The organism is Ensifer sp. ENS08 (assembly GCF_014852195.1).
Classification (GTDB): domain Bacteria; phylum Pseudomonadota; class Alphaproteobacteria; order Rhizobiales; family Rhizobiaceae; genus Ensifer; species Ensifer adhaerens.
Genome location: NZ_JACVBF010000001.1, coordinates 80201 through 100575 on the forward strand (window position 1 = coordinate 80201; position 20375 = coordinate 100575).

Genomic DNA, 20375 nt, shown 5'->3' on the forward strand with positions numbered 1-20375 from the left:
CGTGGCTCTTTTGTCCGGTTTGCTTCGCCGCGCGATCTATACCGGGCGTCGGCATTCGAAGGTGACGACATGGTCACCGTCCCTTGGAGCACGGCCGAAGGTATAATCGCCGGAAATGACGATATCGGCGAAACCGGCTGCCTGCAGCGTCAGCAGCATTTCCTGAACGCCCCACCAGCGCATGGTGAAGAATTCAAGCTCGCTCGACGCCAGCCGTCCCTCCTGCCAGAGGTCGTAGCGCAGGTGCGAAACGGTCGTCTGGCCGAGGATGTCGGTCCTCACCCGCTGACTGGTCAGGGTCAAAAGGTCGCCCGCCTCCGTTTGCCAGCTTCGGATATTCGGCTGCAGGTCGGCGACCATGTCGCCCGGGTAAAGATCGAAGATCAACCGACCACCCGGTGCCAGGTGATCGTAAAAGCGCCTCAGCACGGCTGATGCCGCTGCATGATCGGCGATCAGCTGCAACGAACCGGTGGGTACGACAATCGCATCGAAGCGCTTTGCATAGGTGAAGGTCTCGAAGGTCTGGCGAGACAGGGCCGGCGCTAAGTCGCGGCCGGCGCATTGGGCGAGACAATAGTCGAGCATGTCCTGCGAGGCATCAAACCCGCAGACATCGAAACCGGCCTCCAGCAACGGGATCAGCGCTCGGCCGTTGCCGACGGCTGGTTCGAGGATCGGCCCACGATAGCCCTCGAGCCTCTGCCGATAATACTCGATGTCGCCGAAGGACTTTCCAATATATTTGTCTAAATTATAAACATGAGAGGCAAGTCTGCCATAGGTATTGTTCACGATACCCCTGCTCCCGATAAAACAAAGCAACGCTGTGCTTTATACGGGAGTATGCGACCAGGGCTGTTGTTTGCCAGCCACGCCGACGCTTTATCGTCATCGCCCAAACGTGTCAGAAGCGCGCCGGCCGGATGAACTTGCCGTAAACCCAGCCCTCCTGCCAGTTTCCACTGCGCTGCGGATCGTGCCAAATCTGGCACCAGGTGGCCCGCACGGCCTGGCGCTGGGCGGAAGCCGACCAGCGGGCGATGCGCTTGAGATCGACACCGTTCATGCAGCGGCCGGTCATTTGCAGTTTCGTGCCGTTGGGATAGCCGGCGCGGATCGCCGAGGAGGAGGATGGCCAAGCGCGCGCGTTGAGCACGTCGTTCCAGTCGACCCCGGACACTTCCCAGGCGGCGAACGTGCTTGCGGTAGCGGGAAGTGCGGTGGAGAGCGCCCCGGCCAGAATGGCCGCCTGCACCAGCTTGTTCAACATGCCCATCTCCATTGCCTTGATCAGACCGCCAGTCGTTGCGGCAGAAAACAGAATGCGACCCCTCGGCTGAATTGCAACTGAATGGATTCACGACGAGAGCGCCCCTTATCCCGACGTGGGCATGCCGCCCGCCCCGGTTTTCCGGGACGGGGTCTTGTCAGCCCGGCAGGCGGCAGACGACGCCGACCAGCCGCGCGACCACGGGGCGGACCATGAGCACGCAGACGAAGGCGACGGGCATGGCGAGCGCGTAGGAACCGAGCACGCGGGCCGGGTAGCCGGCGTCGATGCCGGTGTTGACGCCGACGATGACGCAGCACATCAGGAACGCCATGATCGCCGACATGAAGAAGGCGAAGGCAACGGGGGCCGCACGCGGCGGCAGCTTGCGGCTGCGCGCGAGCCGCGGCGCCGATAGGGTGTCTTCCATCAGAAGTCTCCTGGTTTGATCGAGGGGACCACCCCCTCGTTTCTGGCCGCACTATACGGATCGCGTCGCAGCCAAGTAGGCCATTGCAGCCTTGTTCAGAAACAGGCAAAACCATCGAATAGATGTTTCTATTCGATGGTTTGGGTTATGGACACTTTGCGCGGCGTCGAGAGTTTCGTCAGGAGCGTCGAGGAAGGCAGCATCGCCGCGGCGGCACGAAAGCTCGGGATTACACCCGCTTCCGCGAGCCAGAACATCGCCCGCCTGGAGCGAACGCTCGGCAGCCGGCTGCTCAGCCGCACCACGCGCCAGTTGGGCCTGACCGAGAGCGGGCGGATTTACTACGAGAGGGTGCGCGGCGTCGTACACGAGCTGGAGCTTGCAGCCGCCGCCGTTTCGGCACTCAGCACCGAGCCGCGCGGGCCGCTCAAGATCGCCTCATCCGTCGCCTTCGGTCGTCATGTGGTGGCGCCGCTCGTCCCCTCCTTCGCCGCCCGGTATCCGGATGTCTCGATCGAGCTCGTCGTCACCGACCGCGAGATCGATCATATCGGCGAAGGCATCGACATCAGCGTGCGCTTCGGCCTGCAGCTCGAACAGGGGCTGATTGCCCGCAAGCTTGCCTCCGTGCCGATGATCATCTGTGCAGCCCCCTCCTATCTGGAGCGACGCGGCCGCCCGCAGCAACCCGAAGATCTCGTGCACCACGATTGCCTCGTCTACCGCTATGCGGGGCATGGCCGGATCTTTCGCTGGGCGTTTACCCGCGACGGCCTGCGCTTCGAGCCGGAACTGAAGGCGACGATCGTCAGCAACGATATCGACACGCTCGCCGAGATGGCGATCGCCGGCGCCGGCATCACCCGGCTCGGCGCCTTCATCGCAGCGCCGCTGATCGAACGCGGGCTGGTGGTGCCGCTGTTCGGCGAACTGCCGCAGGAGGGATTGGCCAGCACCGACCACGAGCCCTTCGATTTCTATGCCTGCTTTGCCGACCGCCAGGCGCAAACGCCGAAGGTGCGCGCGTTCATCGAGCATGCGGTGCAGAGCCTGAAGGGGCGCTGGTAGGTCTTACCCACCGGTGACCGGGACCGGAGCGGCAGCCGTTTCCTTGCGCACGACCTCGACGCCTCGCCGCTGCTTCAGCCGATAGCCGACCTCGACGATGGCATGGATGGCCGGGATGAACTCCGCGCCGAGCTCACTGAGGCTGTATTCCACGGAAGGCGGCGACGTCGGCATGATCCGCCGCTCGACAGCACCCTTCTCCTCAAGTTCCTTCAACCGAGTGCTCAGCACCTTTGCCGAAATACCGGGCACGTCGATCCTCAGTTCGCTGAAGCGGCGCGGTCCGGCGCTCAAGGACCAGAGGATGTTCGGCGTCCATGCGCCGCCGAGTAGCACCATGCACTCGCCGACCGGGCAGTTCGGCGGCAAGGCCGCGGCCCGATTTTTCCGAATTTTCAAGCTCATGGACAAAACTTTCCAGTTACCGCTGGGAAACCGGAAAGGGAGATAACATAAGGTTATCTGATATACAAAGGTTACTGCTTCCGCTTAGGTTCCGCCGTCCTCGACAAACGGACAATCATTTCAGAAGGAACCAGATGATGAAGCTCTATTACGCCCCCGGCGCCTGTTCGCTTTCCCCCCATATCAGCCTGCACGAGGCCGGTGCCGATTTCGAGATCGTCCGGGTCGATACCAAGACTCATCGCACCGAGACCGGTGCGGATTACAAGGCGGTCAACCCCAAGGGCTACGTACCGGCACTGGTGCTGGAAAGCGGCGAGGTCGTTACCGAAGGTGCTGCTGTGGTGCAGTACATCGCCGATCGCTTTCCGGCGGCGAAACTTGCGCCTGAAAACGGCACGCTGGCGCGCACCCGCCTTCAGGAACAGTTGAACTTCATCTCATCGGAACTGCACAAGGCCTTCTCGCCGCTGTTCGACCCGACCGCATCCCCCGATGCAAAGGAGGCAGCCACGCTGCAGGTGGCGAAACGCTTGACCCATGTCGAAAGCCTGCTCGCGGACGGGCGCCCTTACCTGCTCGGGGAGGTCTTCTCCGTCGCCGACGCCTATCTCTTCACGGTCGTGAACTGGAGCAGCGGCACCGGGATCGCGCTCATGCAATGGCCGCATCTCGCAGCCTACATGCAACGGATCGGCGCACGTCCTGCCGTGCGCAGCGCAATGCAGGCGGAAGGCCTGGTCGTGGCATGAGCGCGTCACCGAAGGATCCGCAGTTCGCAGCCATCGTCCACGTCCTGCAACGCTACTTCGACGGGCTCTATCGCAGCGACACCGACATTCTCAGGCAGGTCTTCCACCCGAAGGCGCTCTATGCCACCGCAACGGACGGAACCCTGCTCGAACTCGACATGGACAGGTACTTTCCGATCGTCGAAAAACGTCCCTCGCCCGAAAGCCGAGACGAAGCGCGCATCGACCGTATTCTTTCCATCGAGTTCGCAGGCCCCGTAACCGCATTTGCCAAGGTGCAATGCGCCATCGGCGAGAAGGCCTTCACCGACTTTTTGTCCCTGGTCTTTCTTGACGGCCGCTGGCAGATCATCGCCAAGGTCTTCCATTACGACATCGCATCCGCGCAATAGGAGAAGCTTGTGCCCTACGTAAACATCAAGATCACCCGCGAAGGTGCAACCCCCGAGCAGAAAGCAACCCTGATCAAGGGCGTCACCGATCTGCTTCACACCGTGCTCAACAAGGATCCGGCCACCACCTTCGTTGTCATCGACGAAGTGGCGCTCGAAGACTGGGGCGTCGGTGGATTGCCGGTTGATGCGTACCGGCGAAAGGTCGGCGAATAATCGTAGCAACACGCTGCCCCTACCCACCACGATGGAAGGGGCAGCCGCCCGCCCGATGCCGCGGTGATCCGCGCGTAGCTCGATTGCGCTTGATCGCTTTCGACAGGGTCTCTATCTCATTGTCTCCCGCCGCATTGATCCCGGAGACGTATCTTGTCCGTATTCAGCAACCTCCCCAAAGCTCCCGTCGCCGCAAAGAAGCCGGTCAGCGACACGCGCCACGGCATTACCCGCACCGACGACTATGCCTGGCTGCGCGCGGACAATTGGCAGGCGATGTTCAAGGATCCCTCGATCCTCGATCCTGATATCCGCAAGCATCTGGAGGCCGAAAACGCCTACATGAACGCGGCGATGGATGACACCAAGGCACTTCAGAAGACGCTGTTTGCCGAGATGCGCGGCCGGATCAAGGAGGACGACAGCTCGATCCCGGTCAAGGACGGTCCCTTCGCCTACGGCCATGCCTATGTCACCGGCGGCGAGCAGCCGCGTTACTTCCGCATTCCCCGTGACGGCGACCACAAGGACGAGGCGATCCGGCAATTGCTGCTCGACGGCGACAAGGAAGCCGAAGGCAAGGCCTATTTCCGCCTTGGCGGGCTCGACCATTCGACCGACCATAGCCTCGGCATCTGGGGCTATGACGACAAGGGTTCGGAATATTTCACGCTTCGGGTGCGCGACCTCGCAACGGGCGAAGACCTGGCAGACGTGATCGAGAACACCGGCGGCGGCGGCGCCTGGGCGCCCGATGGCAAGAGCTTCTTCTACACAGTACTCGACGACAACCACCGCCCGTCGAAGATCTTCCACCATATCCTCGGCACCGCCCAGACCGACGACCGGCTGGTCTTCGAGGAGACGGATCCCGGCTTCTTCATGTCGGTCGGGGGCTCGCTGCTCGACGATTTCATCTACATCGACATCCACGATCACGAGACGAGCGAATACCGACTGCTCTCGACAAAGGATCTGACGGCTGAGCCGAAGCTCGTCGCCGAGCGCGTCACCGGGCTCGAATACGCGATGACCGAAGGCGGCGACGTCTTCTACATCCTCACCAATGCCGACGGCGCCAAGGACTTCAAGATCGTCGAAGCGCCGGTCACGGCACCGGGCAAGGAGAATTGGCGCGAGGTGGTGCCGCATAAGCCCGGCACACTGATCCTCAGCCACATGGCCTATGCCCGCCACCTCGTCTGGCTGCAGCGCCGCGAAGGCCTGCCGGAGATCGTCATCCGCGACCGCAAGACCGGCGAAGAGCACGCGATCGCCTTTGCCGAAGAGGCCTATTCGCTCGGCCTTTCCGGTGCTGCCGAATACGACACCGACGTCATCCGCTTCTCCTACTCGTCGATGACCACGCCGTCGCAGCTCTTCGACTACGACATGGCGACGCGCGCGCGCACGCTCTTGAAAACCCAGGAAGTGCCTTCGGGCCACAACCCGGACGACTATGTCACCCGCCGCGTCTTCGCGCCGTCCTGGGATGGCACCGAAGTGCCGGTGACGCTGCTTTACCGCAAGGACACGCCGCTCGACGGTTCGGCGCCCTGCCTGCTCTATGGCTATGGCGCCTATGGCATCACCATTCCGGCCGGCTTCAACACCAATTGCCTGTCGCTGGCCGATCGCGGCTTCGTCTATGCCATCGCCCATATCCGCGGCGGCAAGGATCGCGGCTTTGCCTGGTACGAAGACGGCAAGATGGCCAAGAAGACCAATACCTTCAAGGATTTCATAGCGGCCGCTGACTATCTGAATCAACAGAAGTTCACGTCCTACGCGAAGATCGTCGCAGAAGGCGGCTCCGCCGGCGGCATGCTTATGGGCGCGATCGCCAATATGGCGCCGGAGAAGTTCACCGGCGTTATCGCGGCCGTACCCTTCGTCGACGTGCTCAACACCATGCTCGACGACACCCTGCCCCTGACCCCGCCGGAATGGCCGGAATGGGGCAACCCGATCGAGAGCCGCGAGTTCTACGACATCATCGCCGGATACTCGCCCTACGACAATGTCGAGGCGAAGTCCTATCCCGCGATCCTGGCGCTCGGCGGTCTCACCGATCCGCGCGTCACCTATTGGGAGCCGGCGAAGTGGGTCGCGCGGCTGCGCGAGAAGACGACGGGCAGCGCGCCGATCCTGTTGAAGACGAACATGGACGCCGGCCATGGCGGCGCTTCGGGTCGCTTCCAGCGGCTCGAGGAGATCGCCTTCGAATACGCCTTTGCCATCAAGGTCGCCGGCAAGATGTAAACGGATCGGGATGAGTAAACCTGTTTGCGGTTTTTCTCATCCCATTGCCACCTGAGGTGAAAGGTCCCGCCATGCCCGTCCACGTCGCCCTGCTGCGAGCCGTCAATGTCGGTGGTACGGGATCGCTTCCAATGGCCGACCTCAAGGCGATCTGCGAGGGGCTCGGCTTTGCCGACGTCAAGACCTACATCCAGAGCGGCAACGTGCTGTTCCGCTCCGATCTGCCGGCGGCAGACGCGGCGGCAATGCTGGACAGCGCACTTCAGGAAAAGCTCGGTAAGGCGCCAGGCGTGATGATCAGGACCGGCGCGCAATTGCAGGCGATCGCCGATCAGGCCCCCTTCCCGGACGCCAAGCCCAATCTGCTGCTTGTCGTTTTCCTGCGCGAGCCGGCACCATCAGACGCGCTCGACAAACTCGTGGCACCCGATGGCGAAGAAGCCCAGGTTGCCGGAGCTGAGATCTATATCCACTTCCCGAACGGCTCCGGCCGTTCGAAGTTCAAGCTGCCGGCCGCCAAACCAGGCACCGCGCGCAACCTCAACACGGTGCGCAAGCTTGCTGCCTTGGCGCTTGAGATGGAAGGCTGACGCACCGCAAGGCGCCATTCCGGACGGAAAACCGCGTCACACTTTTCCTGGAATTGCTCAGGCTGCCGGCTGGAAAAGCAGCCGGACGAAGGATCGGAGTACGAGCAGCTGCTGCGGCAGGCTTTCAGGCTGCTTCAGCGCCTTCGACAGGATGATGCCGCCTTCAAGCACGGTCGAAACCATATCGGCCAGCTGGTCGACGTCGAGCGGCTCGCGTGGCCGGTAGACTTGCATGATCGCCTCGAACATCGTGCCGAAACGCCGACGCCACATCAGCGCCGCCTGCCGGTTGATCTCCTGGATCTCGCGATCGAAAGCGCGCTCCTGCGTGCACATGACCGCGACCAGGCAGCCGGGATGGCCGTTCGGCAGGTCAGCGAGAATTTCCGACAGCATCTTCAGTCCCAGAAGAAAAGCCTGCAGCGGGTCGTCTGACAATTGATGGGCGCGGCCGAAGATCTCGTCGTAGATGCGCTCGTCGTTCTCGATGTAGCGCTCGAGCAGAGCCCGCGCGAGTTCGTTCTTGTCGCGGAAATGGTAGAAGAATCCGCTCTTGGTGATGCCGGTCTCGGCGATCAGCTCGTCGATCGAAGTCGCGCCGAAACCCTTGGCAAGCACCGCCGCCTCGGCGACGTCGAGGATTCTGGCGCGCGTTTCCTCACCCTTTCGCATTAGCTGCTCCCTACCATTGGTACGGTTTCCAGCAATTACTCGGCGGCCAGCTCCTAGCGCAGCGGCGGCTGCAAGCCAGTAAGTCACTGATTTTTCGACACTAATTTAGTATATTAGCAATAGTATACCGCAAGTCGTCTAGTTTAGAAGATGATCATAAGGCAGAAATTTACTTGGTTCTGCGGTGTTGGAGGCATCCGCGGGCCCTTCAGCCAAGACTGAACCGGTGGAGACCGATATGGCCAAATACAGACGCAGCCTGCCGCTCTTGAAGGGTGGACTGTTCCTGAGTGACGGTGGCATCGAAACGACGCTGATCTTTCATGAGGGCATCTCCCTCCCGCATTTTGCCGCCTTCGTGCTCATTTCGACGGCGGACGGGCGCCGGCGCTTGCTCGACTACTACAAGCGATATCTCGCAATCGCACAGCAGCACGGCACCGGCTTCGTGCTCGACACACCCACCTGGCGCGCCAGCGCCGATTGGGGCGTGAAGCTCGGCTATGACGCCGCGGCCCTGGCCGAGGTCAACCAGAACGCCATCTACATGCTGGCGGAACTGCGCGCCGAGTACGAACGTCCGCAAGCGCCGATCGTGCTTAGCGGCGCCATCGGGCCGCGCGGCGACGGCTACCGTCTGGGCCGCATGAGTGCGGATGAGGCCGAGGATTATCACGGACCACAGATCTCCGCCTTTGCCGCCAGTGACGCCGATATCGTCGGCGCCTATACGCTGACCAGCATCGACGAGGCGACCGGCATTGCCCGGGCGGCCCAGAGCCATGGCATGCCCTGCTCGATTGCCTTCACGGTGGAAACCGACGGCCGGCTCCCAGACGGCCGAACCCTTCAGGCCGCGATCGAGACCGTTGATGCGGCGACCGGCGGCTATCCGCACTACTACATGATCAACTGTGCCCACCCCGATCATTTCGAGACCAGCCTCGATACGGGGAGCGCCTGGGCGCAGCGCATCGCCGGTATCCGAGCCAACGCTTCCAGGATGAGCCATGCCGAGCTCGACAACAGCGAAATCCTGGATGCCGGGGATCCCCTCGACCTCGGCCAGCGTTATCGAACACTGACGACGCATTTGCCACGATTGCGCATCCTTGGCGGTTGCTGCGGCACCGACCATCGCCACATCGCGGCAATCTGCGAGGCCTGCCTTCCACCGACGGCGCTTAGCGCCTGAGGCGCGGGGCCTCGCCCTCCCGGCCCTCTCGCAAGCAATTGCGGGAGGGCGCCTTCTCGTCGCCACCCTCGCGAAAGCCACAGTGTTTGTGTAGACTTGAACGGAAAGGACGGCAGCCGGACATCCCGGCAAAGGCCGTTGACCGCCCTGCCATGAATTACGCTCCCGCCTCGCCGACCGGAAATGCCGAAGCCTTTGCCTTCGACAACAGCTACGCGCGCCTGCCGCAGCAGTTCTTCGCGCGCGTCGCGCCCACTCCGGTGGCGGAGCCCTGGCTGATCAAGCTCAACAAGCCATTGGCCGAGGAGCTCGGTCTCGACGTGGCGACGCTCGAACGCGAGGGCGCCGAGATCTTTTCGGGCAATCGCCTTCCCGCCGGTGCCGATCCGCTTGCCATGGCTTATGCCGGCCACCAGTTCGGCACCTTCGTGCCGCAACTCGGTGATGGCCGGGCGATCCTCCTTGGCGAGGTGATCGACCGCAACGGGAAGCGGCGCGACATCCAGCTCAAAGGACCGGGCCAGACCCCCTTCTCACGGCGCGGCGACGGGCGCGCGGCACTCGGTCCAGTCTTGCGCGAGTACATCGTCAGCGAGGCGATGTACGCGCTCGGCATTCCGACGACACGGGCGCTTGCCGCCGTCGTCACCGGGCAACCGGTCTATCGCGAACAGATCCTGCCGGGTGCCATCGTCACGCGGGTCGCGGCAAGCCATATGCGCGTCGGCACGTTCCAATTTTTCGCGGCGCGCGGCGATATGGAGTCGGTGAAGGTGCTTGCCGACTACGCGATCGATCGCCACTACCCTGAGGTCAGGGACGCTGAACGGCCCTATCTTGCCTTCTACAAGGCGGTGACCGCGCGCCAGGCGGAGCTGATTGCGCGCTGGCTGCATGTCGGCTTCATCCATGGTGTGATGAACACCGACAACATGACGATCTCGGGCGAGACGATCGACTTCGGCCCTTGCGCCTTCCTCGATGCCTATGATCCCAAGAAGGTGTTTTCCTCGATCGATCAGATCGGTCGTTATGCCTATGCTAGCCAGCCGGCGATCGGGCAATGGAACCTGGCGCGCCTGGCAGAAACCCTGGTGCCGCTCTTCGACGACAACCAGGATACTGCGGTGGAACTGGCCAATGATGCGCTCGGCGAGTACGGCGCGATCTTCCAGCGCCACTGGCTGGATGGCATGCGGCGCAAGATCGGATTGGTCATGAGCGAAAAGGGAGATCTCGACCTGTTGCAGGCGCTGCTGACGGCCATGCATCAGGGGGAAGCGGATTTCACCCTCACCTTCCGGCGGCTGTGCGACAGCGCCCGCGACCCGGCCGCCGATGCCGTACTCGCCTCGACCTTTGCCTCTACCGGGGCAATCGGGCCGTGGCTGCAAGAGTGGCGTCAGCGTCTCAGTCGCGAGAAGGCGACGCCGGATGAACGCGCGACCGCCATGAGGGCGGTCAACCCGGCCTTTATTCCGCGTAACCACCGGATCGAAGAGGCGATCGCGGCCGCGACCGAAGATGCGGACTTCTCGCTCTTTGAGGCCCTGGTCGAAGTCACCGCCAACCCCTATGCCGACCTGCCGCAGTTTGCCCGCTACCAGGCTCCGCCGAGCCCGGGAGAGGAAGTCCAGCGCACCTTCTGCGGCACATAGCCGTCTCTGGAATGCGGCATTCCGGTGAGCCGTATTTCCGCGGCCTTGCGCTTATGCTGCCAGGCCGATTCATCAAATCGTTCTATGCCGCTGTTTTTACGCGGGGACGGGCACCTGGCTGCCCTCAGCCAACGCGCCGCCAGCGGCGCTTGAACACACCGGTCGTCCACGTTCGGCTGGTCGCCTTGACCGCAACTTTATTGCGGGCCTGCGAATATTTCCGCGTTGCGGAATGTGGCTATTGAAAGGCAAAGACGGCGCGTTAGGTGCTAACAGGACAGGCGCTCTGCGCCTTCCCTGACCGGGCGGCCGCGACAAGGCTTGCGACCGCCGCTTCGAAGCCACCTGTCTCACGCGGTCCCGGCAACGGACCGCCGCAATGGAAAGAACCGTGCCACTGCACCGTTCTTCGATGCGGGAGTTCCCATCATGCTCGTTCTGACGGCCATCGTCTTTGCAATCATCGGCCTCGCGCTTGGCGGCGGCGGCGCCAAGCTGCTGATGCTTGGCGGCAGCCCCTATTACCTCGCAATCGGCATCGGCTTCCTGCTGACGGCGGTGCTGCTGTTCATGCGGAAATCGGCGGCGATCTGGCTCTATGCGTTCATGATCCTGGGCTCGCTCGGCTGGGCGGTGTCTGAGGTCGGTTTCGACTGGTGGCAGCTTGGCCCGCGTGGCGGCGTCATCGTCCTTCTGGGGCTCTGGCTACTGTTGCCGGCCGTGCGCCGGCCGCTCGGCTTCGAAAGCCCGACGGGCGAGCGTTATGCCGTGAGTGGCTGGCCGCTGGCATTTGCAGTGCTGGTATCGGTTGGTGTCGCGGGCTACGCAATCATGCAGGACCCGCACGACATACGCGGCGATCTGCCGAGCGATGTCGTCGCTGAAAATCCACCGCTCGGCGGCTCGGTACCGCCGGACGAATGGCACCAGTACGGGCGCACCGCCTTCGGCCAGCGCTACTCGCCGCTCGATCAGATCACGCCTGAGAATGTCGGGGGGCTGAGGGTTGCCTGGCAATATCAGACCGGCGACATCAAGAGACCCGACGACGTGGGCGAAACGACCTATCAGGTGACGCCGCTCAAGATCAAAGACACGCTCTATGCCTGCACACCGCACAACTGGGCGATCGCGCTCGATGCGGCAACCGGCGAAGAGAAATGGAAATATGACAGCAACTCGGGCATGAACCCGGACCGCCAGCACCAGACCTGCCGCGGCGTTACCTATTGGGCCGACCCGGCTGCAGCCCCGGGCAGCCCCTGCGCCGAACGGGTGTACCTTCCGACCTCCGACGCGCGGTTGATCGCGCTCGACGCGGCGACGGGGTCCGTCTGCACCAGCTTTGCCGACAATGGCGTGCTGCATCTCGAAACGGGCATGAGATACAACCCGGCCGGTTACTATTATTCGACGTCGCCGCCGGTTGCCGTCGCCGGCAAGCTGATCATCGGCGGTGCGGTCAACGACAACTATTCCACCCAGGAACAGTCCGGCGTCATCCGCGCGTTCGACATCAACACCGGTGCTCTGATCTGGAACTGGGACAGCGGCAACCCTGATGTGACGGCACCGCTCCCCGAAGGCCAGACCTACACCACCAACTCGCCGAACAGCTGGTCGGTCTTCAGCTATGACGAGGGTCTCGGCCTCGTCTACATCCCCATGGGCAACCAGGTGCCCGACCAGCTCGGCATGGGCCGCAGCGAACACGTCGAGAAATATTCCTCCTCGATCGTCGCGCTCGACATCAATTCGGGCGCGGTGCGCTGGGTTCGCCAGACCGTACATCACGACCTCTGGGACATGGACGTGCCGGCGCAGCCGGCGCTGCTTGACATCACCAAGGAGGACGGCACCGTCGTGCCAGCTTTGGTCGGACCGACGAAACAGGGCGACATCTACGTGCTCGACCGCAGGAGCGGCGAACCGATCATCCCGGTCGAGGAGGTGCAGGCGCCGGGTGGCGCGATCCCCGAGGACTTCACCGCCCCGACCCAGCCGGTCTCCGGCCTCACCTTCATGCCTGCACCGCTGCAGGAAAAAGACATGTGGGGCGTCACGCTGTTCGACCAGCTTGCCTGCCGCATCGCGTTCCGCTCGCTGAAATATGAGGGACGCTACACGCCGCCGTCGATCGAGGGCACGCTCGTCTATCCCGGCAACTTCGGCACCTTCAACTGGGGTTCCGTCGCGATCGATCCGGAGCGGCAGGTGATGTTCGGCATGCCGACCTATCTCGCCTTCACCTCGCGTCTCGTGCCCCGCGACCAGGTGCCGCCGAAGGGCCAGGACGAGAAGGGGTCGGAGCAAGGGCTCAATCGCAACGATGGAGCGCCCTATGGCGTCTTCATGGGCCCCTTCCTTGGACCGCTCGGCATTCCCTGCCAGGCGCCGCCGTGGGGTTACGTCGCTGGAGCCGATCTCAGGACCGGCAAGATCGCCTACAAGCACAAGAACGGCACAGTCGAGGACATGACGCCGTTGCCGCTGCCGTTCAAGGTCGGCGTACCGGGCATCGGCGGGCCGATGATCACCAAGGGGGGCGTCGCCTTCCTGGGTGCCGCTGTCGACGATTATCTGCGCGCCTATGACCTCACGACCGGACGCCAGCTCTGGGAGGCGCGCCTTCCCGCCGGCGGCCAGTCGACGCCGATGAGCTATGCGGTCGGCGACAAGCAATACGTGCTGATCGTTGCCGGCGGCCACGGCTCGGTCGGCACCAGGCCCGGTGACTACATCATCGCCTACACTCTGCCTTGACGCGCGCGAAGCATCCCTAATTCTCGCTAGAAGGTTGCAAAAGTAAGCTCCGCGCAAGCCCGCGACAGCAGCTTCCCCCGGACGACAGATTCCGGGGGAATCCCATGAAGATCGACAACAGCATTTCGAACTACTACTTCTCCCAGCGCCGCCAGCAGGCGGGCACTATCGCGCCGATCGAGGAGAGCGGCGGTGATGCGCGCCCGCGCCAGGCCCCGACGATCGCGCCGCCTTCGACCTCGAACGCCCTTTCCAACGCGCTGTGGATGACGGCGGCGCGCGACGGCGAGAGCACGGCTTCGATTTCCGCCAAAGAAGGCCCTGCGGCCTCGGAAGGTTCGGTCAGCGACGAGTTTCTGAAGGAAGCGAAGAAGAGCCTGGTTGAGAAAATCCGCGAACAGGTCCTCAAGGCGATGGGCCTGACCGAATCGGATCTCAAGGAGATGCCCCCCGAGCAGCGGCAGGCCGCCGAGGAAGAGATCCGCAAGGCTGTCGAGCGCGCGATGGGTGTCGAGCAGCAGCGCGACGTGGCGACCGCCGATCTCGCCAACGGCGGCGACGACATCCCCTGAGAGGGCGGTTTGCGCCGATCGGCTTGTCTCGGTCGGACAATCGATGATATCCAGCGATCCTCCAAAGAGGACCAAGATCCATGCGCCTGATCCGTTAGCGACTTTCGCCGGCAGAAAACGACCGACGCCACAGCCGCCCTTCGGCGGTTTTTGGCATGGCTTTTTTTTCGGCCGCCTGAACGTCCTGACACGGACATGACCGTTCACCGGCCATCGCTAGGATCATCCTCATGACCACCAAAGACGGATTTGTTTCCGAAGCCGGCAGCCTTGGCGCCGGCCCCTTCGACCTCGGCTATAGGATCGAAGGCAGTGGCACGCCGCTGCTCGTCATCGGCAGCGCCGCCTACTACCCCCGCACCTTCTCCCAAGCGCTTCGCGAGAAGTTGCGGCTGATCTTCATCGACCACCGCGGCTTCGCACCGGCGCGGACCAACTATGCCGCTGGCGACATCGGCTTCGAGACGGTGCTCGATGATATCGAGCGAATGCGGGCGCATCTGGGGCTCGAACGCTTCGCCATTCTCGGACACTCCGGCCATGGCTATATGGCCCTCGAATATGCCAAGCGACACCCGGAGCGCGTCAGCCACGTGATCATGGTCGGCACCGGTCCGAGCCATTCGGCTCGTCATATGGCGCTCGCCGACCGGATCTGGGAAGAAACAGTGTCGCCGGCCCGAAAAGCGATCTTCGCACGGGAGATGGCCAAGCTTGGCGACGACATCACGGCGCGGCCTGAGGAACGTTTCAAAGCCCTGCTGATCCGGCTCGGCGCGAAGAGCTGGCATCAGCCGGACTTCGACGCAACGCCTCTTTGGCGAGATGTCACTGTCAACAACGCGGTATTCGACCATCTCTGGGGCGAGGTCTTTCGCGATATCGATATCCGCAAGGGTTTGAACAGGCTGGCAGCGCCGGTCCTGCTTGCGCTCGGCCGCTCGGACTATCTCGTCGCCCCGGCCTTCAGCTGGGACGAGTACCGGGCGGACTTCACGGACCTGACGGTGCGGCTCTTCGAACAGAGCGGGCATACGCCGCAGCTGGAAGAAAGCGATCTCTTCGACGAAGCCCTGCTCTCGTTCCTCGAAAACGACCGCGGCTAGGACAAGCCGCCCTCGCAGCGTCCAGCATTCAGAGGGGCCGAGACCGGCCCCTCCCCTTCCCAACCATTGACACTTGGTCGCGCCCAACTATCTATTGCTCCAGAAGCTATAGGTTTGAGGCGAGCATGTATTCCATCGGCGATCTCTCCCGGCGCACCGGCGTCAAAATCCCGACGATCCGCTACTACGAGCAGATGGGACTGATCGCAGCGCCCGAGCGCTCCGAAGGCAATCAGCGGCGGTACGAGAAAGGCGAACTTGAGCGACTGGCCTTTATCCGCCATGCGCGCGACCTCGGCTTGTCGATCGATTCGATCAAGGACCTGCTCGCCCTCAGCCAGCATCCGGAGCGACCTTGCGGCGAAGCCGACCGCATCGCCAGCGAGCACCTGGCAACGGTGCGCGAGAAGATCGCGCGATTGAGGAAGCTGGAGCAGGAACTGGAACGCATCGTCGCCTGCGACGGCAATCACACCGTCGGCGACTGCTATGTGATCCGGGCGCTCGCCGACCATTCCATGTGCGAGAGCGAGCACTGAGGCGGCAGCTTAATTAGTCGCCTTGAAAAATCCCCGTTGACAAAATCACGAAAACAAACAATCTAGCGCCCATGATCAAGAACGCACCCATTTGCCGCGTGTATTTTTGGCTGTTCCGATAGGAGCGGCCTGCTGATCATATTCAACAAGGCCGCCATCAGGCGGCTTTTGTTTTTCCGGCTCCTGATGGCGAGAAAACCCGAGGAGCCCAGACATGCTACAGACCGCCATCCCCACCCTTCATGCGACACCGGCGACGCGCCCGCCGATGGTGACGATCCGTTGCGCCAAGCAGCGCGACCTGCCGGAACTGCGCGACATGATCACCGAACTTTCGGCCCATCACGGCGACGCCGCCCCGATCACGCCGGAACAGCTGGAGCGTGACCTTTTCGGCCGTACGCCGTGGATTACGGCGCTCGTCGCCGAGGCCGGCAACCGGCTGATCGGCTACGCGATCCTCGTGCCGATCTACCGGGCCGCCGAAGGCGCACGCGGCATGGAGCTGCATCACCTCTTCGTTCGCCCGGAAAGCCGCGGCACCGGCATTGGCCGCCACCTGGTCGCCAAGGCGCGTGAGCAGGCGAAGATGGCCGGCTGCGACTTCCTTTCGGTCAGCGCCGCCACGGGCAACTTCCAGGCACACCATTTCTACGAATCCGAACGCTTCGTCCCTCGCCCGGTGACCGGCATGCGCTATATGCAGAAGCTGGGCTGAGGAGCTGCCGATGCGTCTTGCAATCGTCCTGTGCGAAGGCTTCGCCGATTGGGAATGTGCGCTGTTGATGGCGGCGGCGCGCACCCATCTCGGCGTCGATATCGAGGTTGCCACCGTCGACGGCGCGCGTGTCACCTCGATGGGCGGCCTCGACGTCTCGGCGCATCTCTCCGTCGATGCCCTCGACCCGGCCGGCTTCGACGGGCTGGTGATCTGCGGCGGCGCAATCTGGGACACGAACGAGGCGCCCGATCTCTCCTCGACGATCCGTGCCTTCGATCGCAACAAGCGGGTGGTCGCAGCCATTTGCGGCGGCGTCCATGCCCTTGCGACATGCGGCCTTCTCGACCGCGTCGACCACACCGGCAACAGCGCCGAAAGCCTTGCGGCGCTGACCGGCTATCATGGTGCTTCGCACTATCGCGATCAGCCGCAGGCGATGCGCAGCGGCCACGTGGTCACCGCCGCCGGCACCGCGCCGATCAGCTTTTCCGGCGAGATCCTGCATGGCCTCGGTCTCGGCTCACCGGAGCTCGACGGATTTCTTGCACTCTACGGGCGGGAGCATCGGCCCGACGACAGCGGCAGCATCGGGTAAGCCGCCTTCCATTTCGGTGCAGAAAGCGGCCTCTCCACTTTTGGCAACAGGCCTAGAGCCAGTTCGAGATCTGATCGAGCGGCTTCTTCACCTTGCCGGCCACCGGCACGGTCGCATCCGGGGCTGGATAGCCGGCCACCAGAATCAGGAACGGCTTTTCACTGTCCGGCCGACCACAAATCTCGTTGAGGAAGTTCATCGGCGCCGGCGTATGGGTCAGTGTCGCAACGCCCGCATGATGCAGCGCCGTGATCAGGATGCCGGTAGCAATGCCGACGCTTTCGTTGATGTAGTAGTTCTTTTTCAGATCGCCCGGATTGGGACCACCGCGCTTCTGCGAGAAGACGACGATCAGGTAGGGAGCAGTCTCAAGGAAGGGCTTGTCTTCGTCGGTGCCGAGCGGCGCCAGCGCGTCGAGCCACTCCTGCGGCGCCTTGTCCCGATAGAAGATACGCTCCTCCTCTTCCGCCGCGTGGCGCACCTCGGCCTTGATCCGGGGGCTCTCGATCACGGTGAAATGCCAGGGCTGATGGTTGGCGCCGCTCGGCGCCGTGCCCGCCGCCTTCAGACAGGTTTCGATGACCTCACGCGGCACCGGACGATCGCTGAAGTAACGCGTGGTGCGGCGGCGGTTGACCTCTTCATAGAAGTCCGCAGCGCGGGCCACCATCTCCTCGGGGCTGCGTTCGATCCACTGGTCGTAGGGCGCGGTTTCGTGTGGGCGCATCCAGTCTCCTCCTCGTTATGAAGCCGAGTTGAGCGCGCCTTGCTACGAAGATCAAGCGTTAGAGCGCCGGTACCGCCTTCAGGTAGGCGGCGATCGCCTCACGGTCGGCCGGCGTCAGTTTTGCCATGTTCTTCTGCACTTCCACCATGGAACCGCCGACGGAATCGAACTCCGGCGTGAAGCCGGTTTCCAGATAGGAGGCGATATCAGAGGCGCTCCAGCTGCCGATGCTCTTGGAGCCGGGCGTGATATCGGGAATACGGCCCTCGCCTTCCGGGTTCGGCGCGCCTGCGAGCCACTGATCCGGCTCGAAGCCTCCGAGCGCGTTTCTCGGCGTGTGGCATTCGCCGCAGTGGCCAAGCCCCTCGACGAGATATTGCCCGCGGGCGAGCTTCGGGTCGTTGGCGTCCACCGCGGTGCGTGGCTTGTCGGTCAGGAACAGCAGCTTCCAGCCACCCAAGGCTATCCGCATGTTGTAAGGGAATGGCAATTCGTGCGGCGGCGCCACCTCGGTGCTCTTCGGCAGCGTCTTCATGAAGCCCCAGAGGTCGTTGACGTCCTTGGCCGCCATGCGCGCATAGGAGCCGTAGGGGAACGACGGATAGAGATGCTCGCCGTTGCGCCCGACGCCGCGGGTCATGGCGTTGCCGAACTCGGCGAGCGTCCAGGCGCCGATTCCGGCCGTTTCGTCCGGAGAGATGTTCGGCGCGTGGAAGGTGCCGAAGGGGCTCTTCAGCGGCGCGCCACCCGAAAGCACCAGACGCGCGTCACCTTCGGCGCCCTTGTTGGCATGACAGCTGACGCAGCCGCCGGCCCAGAAGACCTGTTCGCCCTTGGCAAGATCCGGTTCTCCGAGGCCCTCCCAATGGGAGGCGCTCCAGGGTGCCGGCTTCGTCAGCCACCAGAAGGCGGCACCGCCGACGACGCCCAGCACCACAAGACCCGATATCAGCTTTCTCGCCCGACGACCCATAGTCTCCCCTCATGCCCTGCCGCAACAGTGTGCTCAATACGAGTGAAGGCACGCGGCGGGACGTCGCGTGCCTCCTCTTTCAGCCGGATAGGACGTTGCCGCCGGTCAATTCTTCTTCAGGCGGTAGCTCTCATGACAGCTGCCGCAGTCCTTGCCGATGCCCCCGAGGGCCGCGCCAACGGCCGCCTGGTCAGCCGGCAGCTGCGCCAGAACCGCCTCGGCATCGGTGCCGAGCTTGGCGGCCTTGGCCTTGAAGTCATCCAGGTTTTCCCAGATCTTCGGGCTCGCCTCGGTCTCGTGGCCCGCTTCCGAGCCGGCCGGGAAATGGTCCGGGAAGGTCTTCATCGTCTCGCTGATCGTCGTCAGCGATGCCTTCACGACCTCCGCGTCATAGGGCTTCTCGCCCTTGGCGATGCCGGCAAGCGCGCCAGTCGCAGCGCCCACCTTCTTCATCGCCTGCTGGCGAACCACCTGCGGCTCGTCGGCTGCAGTCACGGCAGTAACACCCAGGCCCGCAAGAGCGGCAGCCAACATGAGTGCGCGTATTTTCATCAGGATCTCCCGGTCAATGAAATCTATTCGGCGAATCTGCCTGCCTGGCCTTCATGCCCAATGCGGCCGCATGATGTCATCTTGAGTATTCGACGGAAGTAACATTTTTTTGATGTGCTTGTTAGGACAAAGGAATTTCCGTCGGCCGGCGTAATTCCGGGATTTCAACAGGCCCGCCAATAACATGACTTTAAAATTCATGTTTATACTTTAGAGAAACCGGGACAGCTTCACTGTGCCGACCAGCCCTGCCACACCGTGAAAGCCGCGACCAGAACGAGCACCGCCCCGGCGGCCCGGCCGATCCACACGGTCGTCTCGGGGCTGCCGACCAGAAAATCCCGGCCGCGGCCGGCGGCAAGGGCAAGGCCGCCATAGACAGCGAGCTGCGTCGCCGCAATCATCGCGGCCATGACCAGGGCCTGCGACCAGATCGGCCCGAACTGGGGCTTGAGGAACTGGGGATAGACCGCCAGCATGAAGAGATAGGCCTTCGGGTTCATCAGGCTCGTCAGCGCGCCCTGGCGAAAACTCGCCCAGCGCGACAGCCGGTCCGCGCCGTTGATGCCGCCGATGGTGATCGAGCTTTTGACCAGGGAAAAGCCGATCCAGGCGATATAGGCAGCACCCGCGACGAGCAGCACGTTGAAGAGGCCGGGCACCAGATGCAGGATGACGCTGACGCCGAGTGCCGCATAGAGCGTGTGCAGCACGCCGCCCGCCATGATGCCGGCCGTCGCCGACAGACCGGAGGCCCGCCCTCCCGTTAGCGAGTTCGCAAGGACGAAGACCATGTCCATACCCGGCACGATGATGATGCCGAACAGAAGGGTGAAGAAGAGCCAGAGGTTTTCCGTGTAGGTCATGTCAGTTGTCCGTCGTCCGGGTTTTCATTTCTCAATCGAATTGCTGTT

23 protein-coding genes are annotated in these 20375 nt (G+C 63.1%); 14 read left to right on the plus strand and 9 right to left on the minus strand.

The window, feature by feature from the left end; all coding sequences use genetic code 11:
• Positions 1 to 36: 36 nt before the first annotated feature.
• The 3 genes from IB272_RS00400 to IB272_RS00410 all read right to left on the minus strand — a co-directional run bounded on the left by IB272_RS00400 (position 37) and on the right by IB272_RS00410 (position 1703).
• Positions 37 to 795: a class I SAM-dependent methyltransferase gene (locus tag IB272_RS00400; RefSeq protein WP_060584294.1), complete on the minus strand. Its 759-nt coding sequence runs from the start codon at positions 793 to 795 to the stop codon at positions 37 to 39.
• 112 nt (positions 796 to 907) lie between these two features.
• Positions 908 to 1273 carry an SH3 domain-containing protein gene (locus IB272_RS00405; protein ID WP_112975671.1) on the minus strand — a complete coding sequence of 122 codons (366 nt, stop codon included), beginning with the start codon at positions 1271 to 1273 and terminating at the stop codon, positions 908 to 910.
• Positions 1274 to 1430: 157 nt separating this feature from the next.
• On the minus strand, positions 1431 to 1703 hold the full coding sequence (locus IB272_RS00410; protein ID WP_060516228.1) for a DUF2798 domain-containing protein: 273 nt from the start codon (positions 1701 to 1703) through the stop codon (positions 1431 to 1433).
• A 147-nt stretch (positions 1704 to 1850) separates the two neighbouring features.
• Here IB272_RS00410 and IB272_RS00415 point away from each other — a divergent pair, with 147 nt between their 5' ends.
• A complete protein-coding gene (locus IB272_RS00415) occupies positions 1851 to 2771 on the plus strand; it encodes a LysR family transcriptional regulator (protein ID WP_034789469.1) in 921 nt (306 codons plus the stop codon).
• A 3-nt stretch (positions 2772 to 2774) separates the two neighbouring features.
• Here IB272_RS00415 and IB272_RS00420 read toward each other — a convergent pair whose 3' ends face one another.
• The gene (locus tag IB272_RS00420; RefSeq protein WP_060584291.1) at positions 2775 to 3176 is read right to left on the minus strand and encodes a helix-turn-helix domain-containing protein; all 402 of its coding nucleotides are present in this window, start codon (positions 3174 to 3176) and stop codon (positions 2775 to 2777) included.
• A 134-nt stretch (positions 3177 to 3310) separates the two neighbouring features.
• On the opposite strand from IB272_RS00420, the gene gstA reads away from it, so the two are divergent.
• The 5 genes from gstA to IB272_RS00445 all read left to right on the plus strand — a co-directional run bounded on the left by gstA (position 3311) and on the right by IB272_RS00445 (position 7388).
• The gene (gene gstA, locus IB272_RS00425; protein WP_348646771.1) at positions 3311 to 3928 is read left to right on the plus strand and encodes a glutathione transferase GstA; all 618 of its coding nucleotides are present in this window, start codon (positions 3311 to 3313) and stop codon (positions 3926 to 3928) included.
• Positions 3925 to 4320, plus strand: a complete 396-nt coding sequence (locus IB272_RS00430) for a nuclear transport factor 2 family protein (RefSeq protein WP_060584289.1) — start codon at positions 3925 to 3927, stop codon at positions 4318 to 4320. Before gstA ends, IB272_RS00430 begins: the two co-directional genes overlap by 4 nt.
• Positions 4321 to 4329: 9 nt before the next feature.
• Positions 4330 to 4536, plus strand: a complete 207-nt coding sequence (locus IB272_RS00435) for a 4-oxalocrotonate tautomerase family protein (protein WP_060584287.1) — start codon at positions 4330 to 4332, stop codon at positions 4534 to 4536.
• Positions 4537 to 4689: 153 nt separating this feature from the next.
• Positions 4690 to 6798, plus strand: coding sequence for a S9 family peptidase (locus IB272_RS00440; RefSeq protein ID WP_034789294.1), 2109 nt, complete (start codon positions 4690 to 4692; stop codon positions 6796 to 6798).
• A 71-nt stretch (positions 6799 to 6869) separates the two neighbouring features.
• Positions 6870 to 7388: a DUF1697 domain-containing protein gene (locus IB272_RS00445; protein ID WP_060516230.1), complete on the plus strand. Its 519-nt coding sequence runs from the start codon at positions 6870 to 6872 to the stop codon at positions 7386 to 7388.
• A gap of 57 nt (positions 7389 to 7445) precedes the next feature.
• On the opposite strand, the gene IB272_RS00450 is transcribed toward IB272_RS00445, so the two are convergent.
• A complete protein-coding gene (locus IB272_RS00450; protein WP_034789290.1) occupies positions 7446 to 8060 on the minus strand; it encodes a TetR/AcrR family transcriptional regulator in 615 nt (204 codons plus the stop codon).
• A gap of 238 nt (positions 8061 to 8298) precedes the next feature.
• On the opposite strand from IB272_RS00450, the gene IB272_RS00455 reads away from it, so the two are divergent.
• From IB272_RS00455 to IB272_RS00490, 8 genes are all read left to right on the plus strand, one after another.
• Entirely contained in the window at positions 8299 to 9255 is a 957-nt protein-coding gene (locus tag IB272_RS00455; protein ID WP_060584283.1) for a homocysteine S-methyltransferase family protein, read from the plus strand.
• Positions 9256 to 9407: 152 nt separating this feature from the next.
• Positions 9408 to 10913, plus strand: coding sequence for a protein adenylyltransferase SelO (locus tag IB272_RS00460; RefSeq protein WP_060584281.1), 1506 nt, complete (start codon positions 9408 to 9410; stop codon positions 10911 to 10913).
• 426 nt (positions 10914 to 11339) lie between these two features.
• Positions 11340 to 13676, plus strand: a complete 2337-nt coding sequence (locus IB272_RS00465) for a glucose/quinate/shikimate family membrane-bound PQQ-dependent dehydrogenase (RefSeq protein WP_060584370.1) — start codon at positions 11340 to 11342, stop codon at positions 13674 to 13676.
• Between the two features lie 104 nt (positions 13677 to 13780).
• Positions 13781 to 14248 carry a hypothetical protein gene (locus IB272_RS00470; RefSeq protein WP_113135467.1) on the plus strand — a complete coding sequence of 156 codons (468 nt, stop codon included), beginning with the start codon at positions 13781 to 13783 and terminating at the stop codon, positions 14246 to 14248.
• 230 nt (positions 14249 to 14478) lie between these two features.
• The gene (locus IB272_RS00475; protein ID WP_060584277.1) at positions 14479 to 15354 is read left to right on the plus strand and encodes an alpha/beta hydrolase; all 876 of its coding nucleotides are present in this window, start codon (positions 14479 to 14481) and stop codon (positions 15352 to 15354) included.
• A 125-nt stretch (positions 15355 to 15479) separates the two neighbouring features.
• Positions 15480 to 15893, plus strand: a complete 414-nt coding sequence (locus IB272_RS00480; RefSeq protein ID WP_034789279.1) for a helix-turn-helix domain-containing protein — start codon at positions 15480 to 15482, stop codon at positions 15891 to 15893.
• A 214-nt stretch (positions 15894 to 16107) separates the two neighbouring features.
• Complete coding sequence (locus tag IB272_RS00485) at positions 16108 to 16611, plus strand: GNAT family N-acetyltransferase (RefSeq protein WP_060584276.1); 504 nt, start codon at positions 16108 to 16110, stop codon at positions 16609 to 16611.
• A gap of 10 nt (positions 16612 to 16621) precedes the next feature.
• Positions 16622 to 17209 (plus strand): DJ-1/PfpI family protein, encoded by a 588-nt coding sequence (locus IB272_RS00490; RefSeq protein WP_034789277.1) that lies wholly within the window; start codon positions 16622 to 16624, stop codon positions 17207 to 17209.
• A gap of 52 nt (positions 17210 to 17261) precedes the next feature.
• Here the strand turns inward: IB272_RS00490 and IB272_RS00495 are convergent, their stop codons facing one another.
• The 4 genes from IB272_RS00495 to IB272_RS00510 form a co-directional block, all read right to left on the minus strand.
• On the minus strand, positions 17262 to 17936 hold the full coding sequence (locus tag IB272_RS00495) for a nitroreductase family protein (protein ID WP_034789276.1): 675 nt from the start codon (positions 17934 to 17936) through the stop codon (positions 17262 to 17264).
• 58 nt (positions 17937 to 17994) lie between these two features.
• Positions 17995 to 18909, minus strand: coding sequence for a cytochrome c (locus IB272_RS00500; protein ID WP_060584274.1), 915 nt, complete (start codon positions 18907 to 18909; stop codon positions 17995 to 17997).
• Between the two features lie 105 nt (positions 18910 to 19014).
• Positions 19015 to 19461, minus strand: coding sequence for a cytochrome c (locus IB272_RS00505; RefSeq protein WP_034789273.1), 447 nt, complete (start codon positions 19459 to 19461; stop codon positions 19015 to 19017).
• A gap of 230 nt (positions 19462 to 19691) precedes the next feature.
• Positions 19692 to 20327: a LysE family translocator gene (locus tag IB272_RS00510; RefSeq protein WP_060584272.1), complete on the minus strand. Its 636-nt coding sequence runs from the start codon at positions 20325 to 20327 to the stop codon at positions 19692 to 19694.
• Positions 20328 to 20375: the final 48 nt, after the last annotated feature.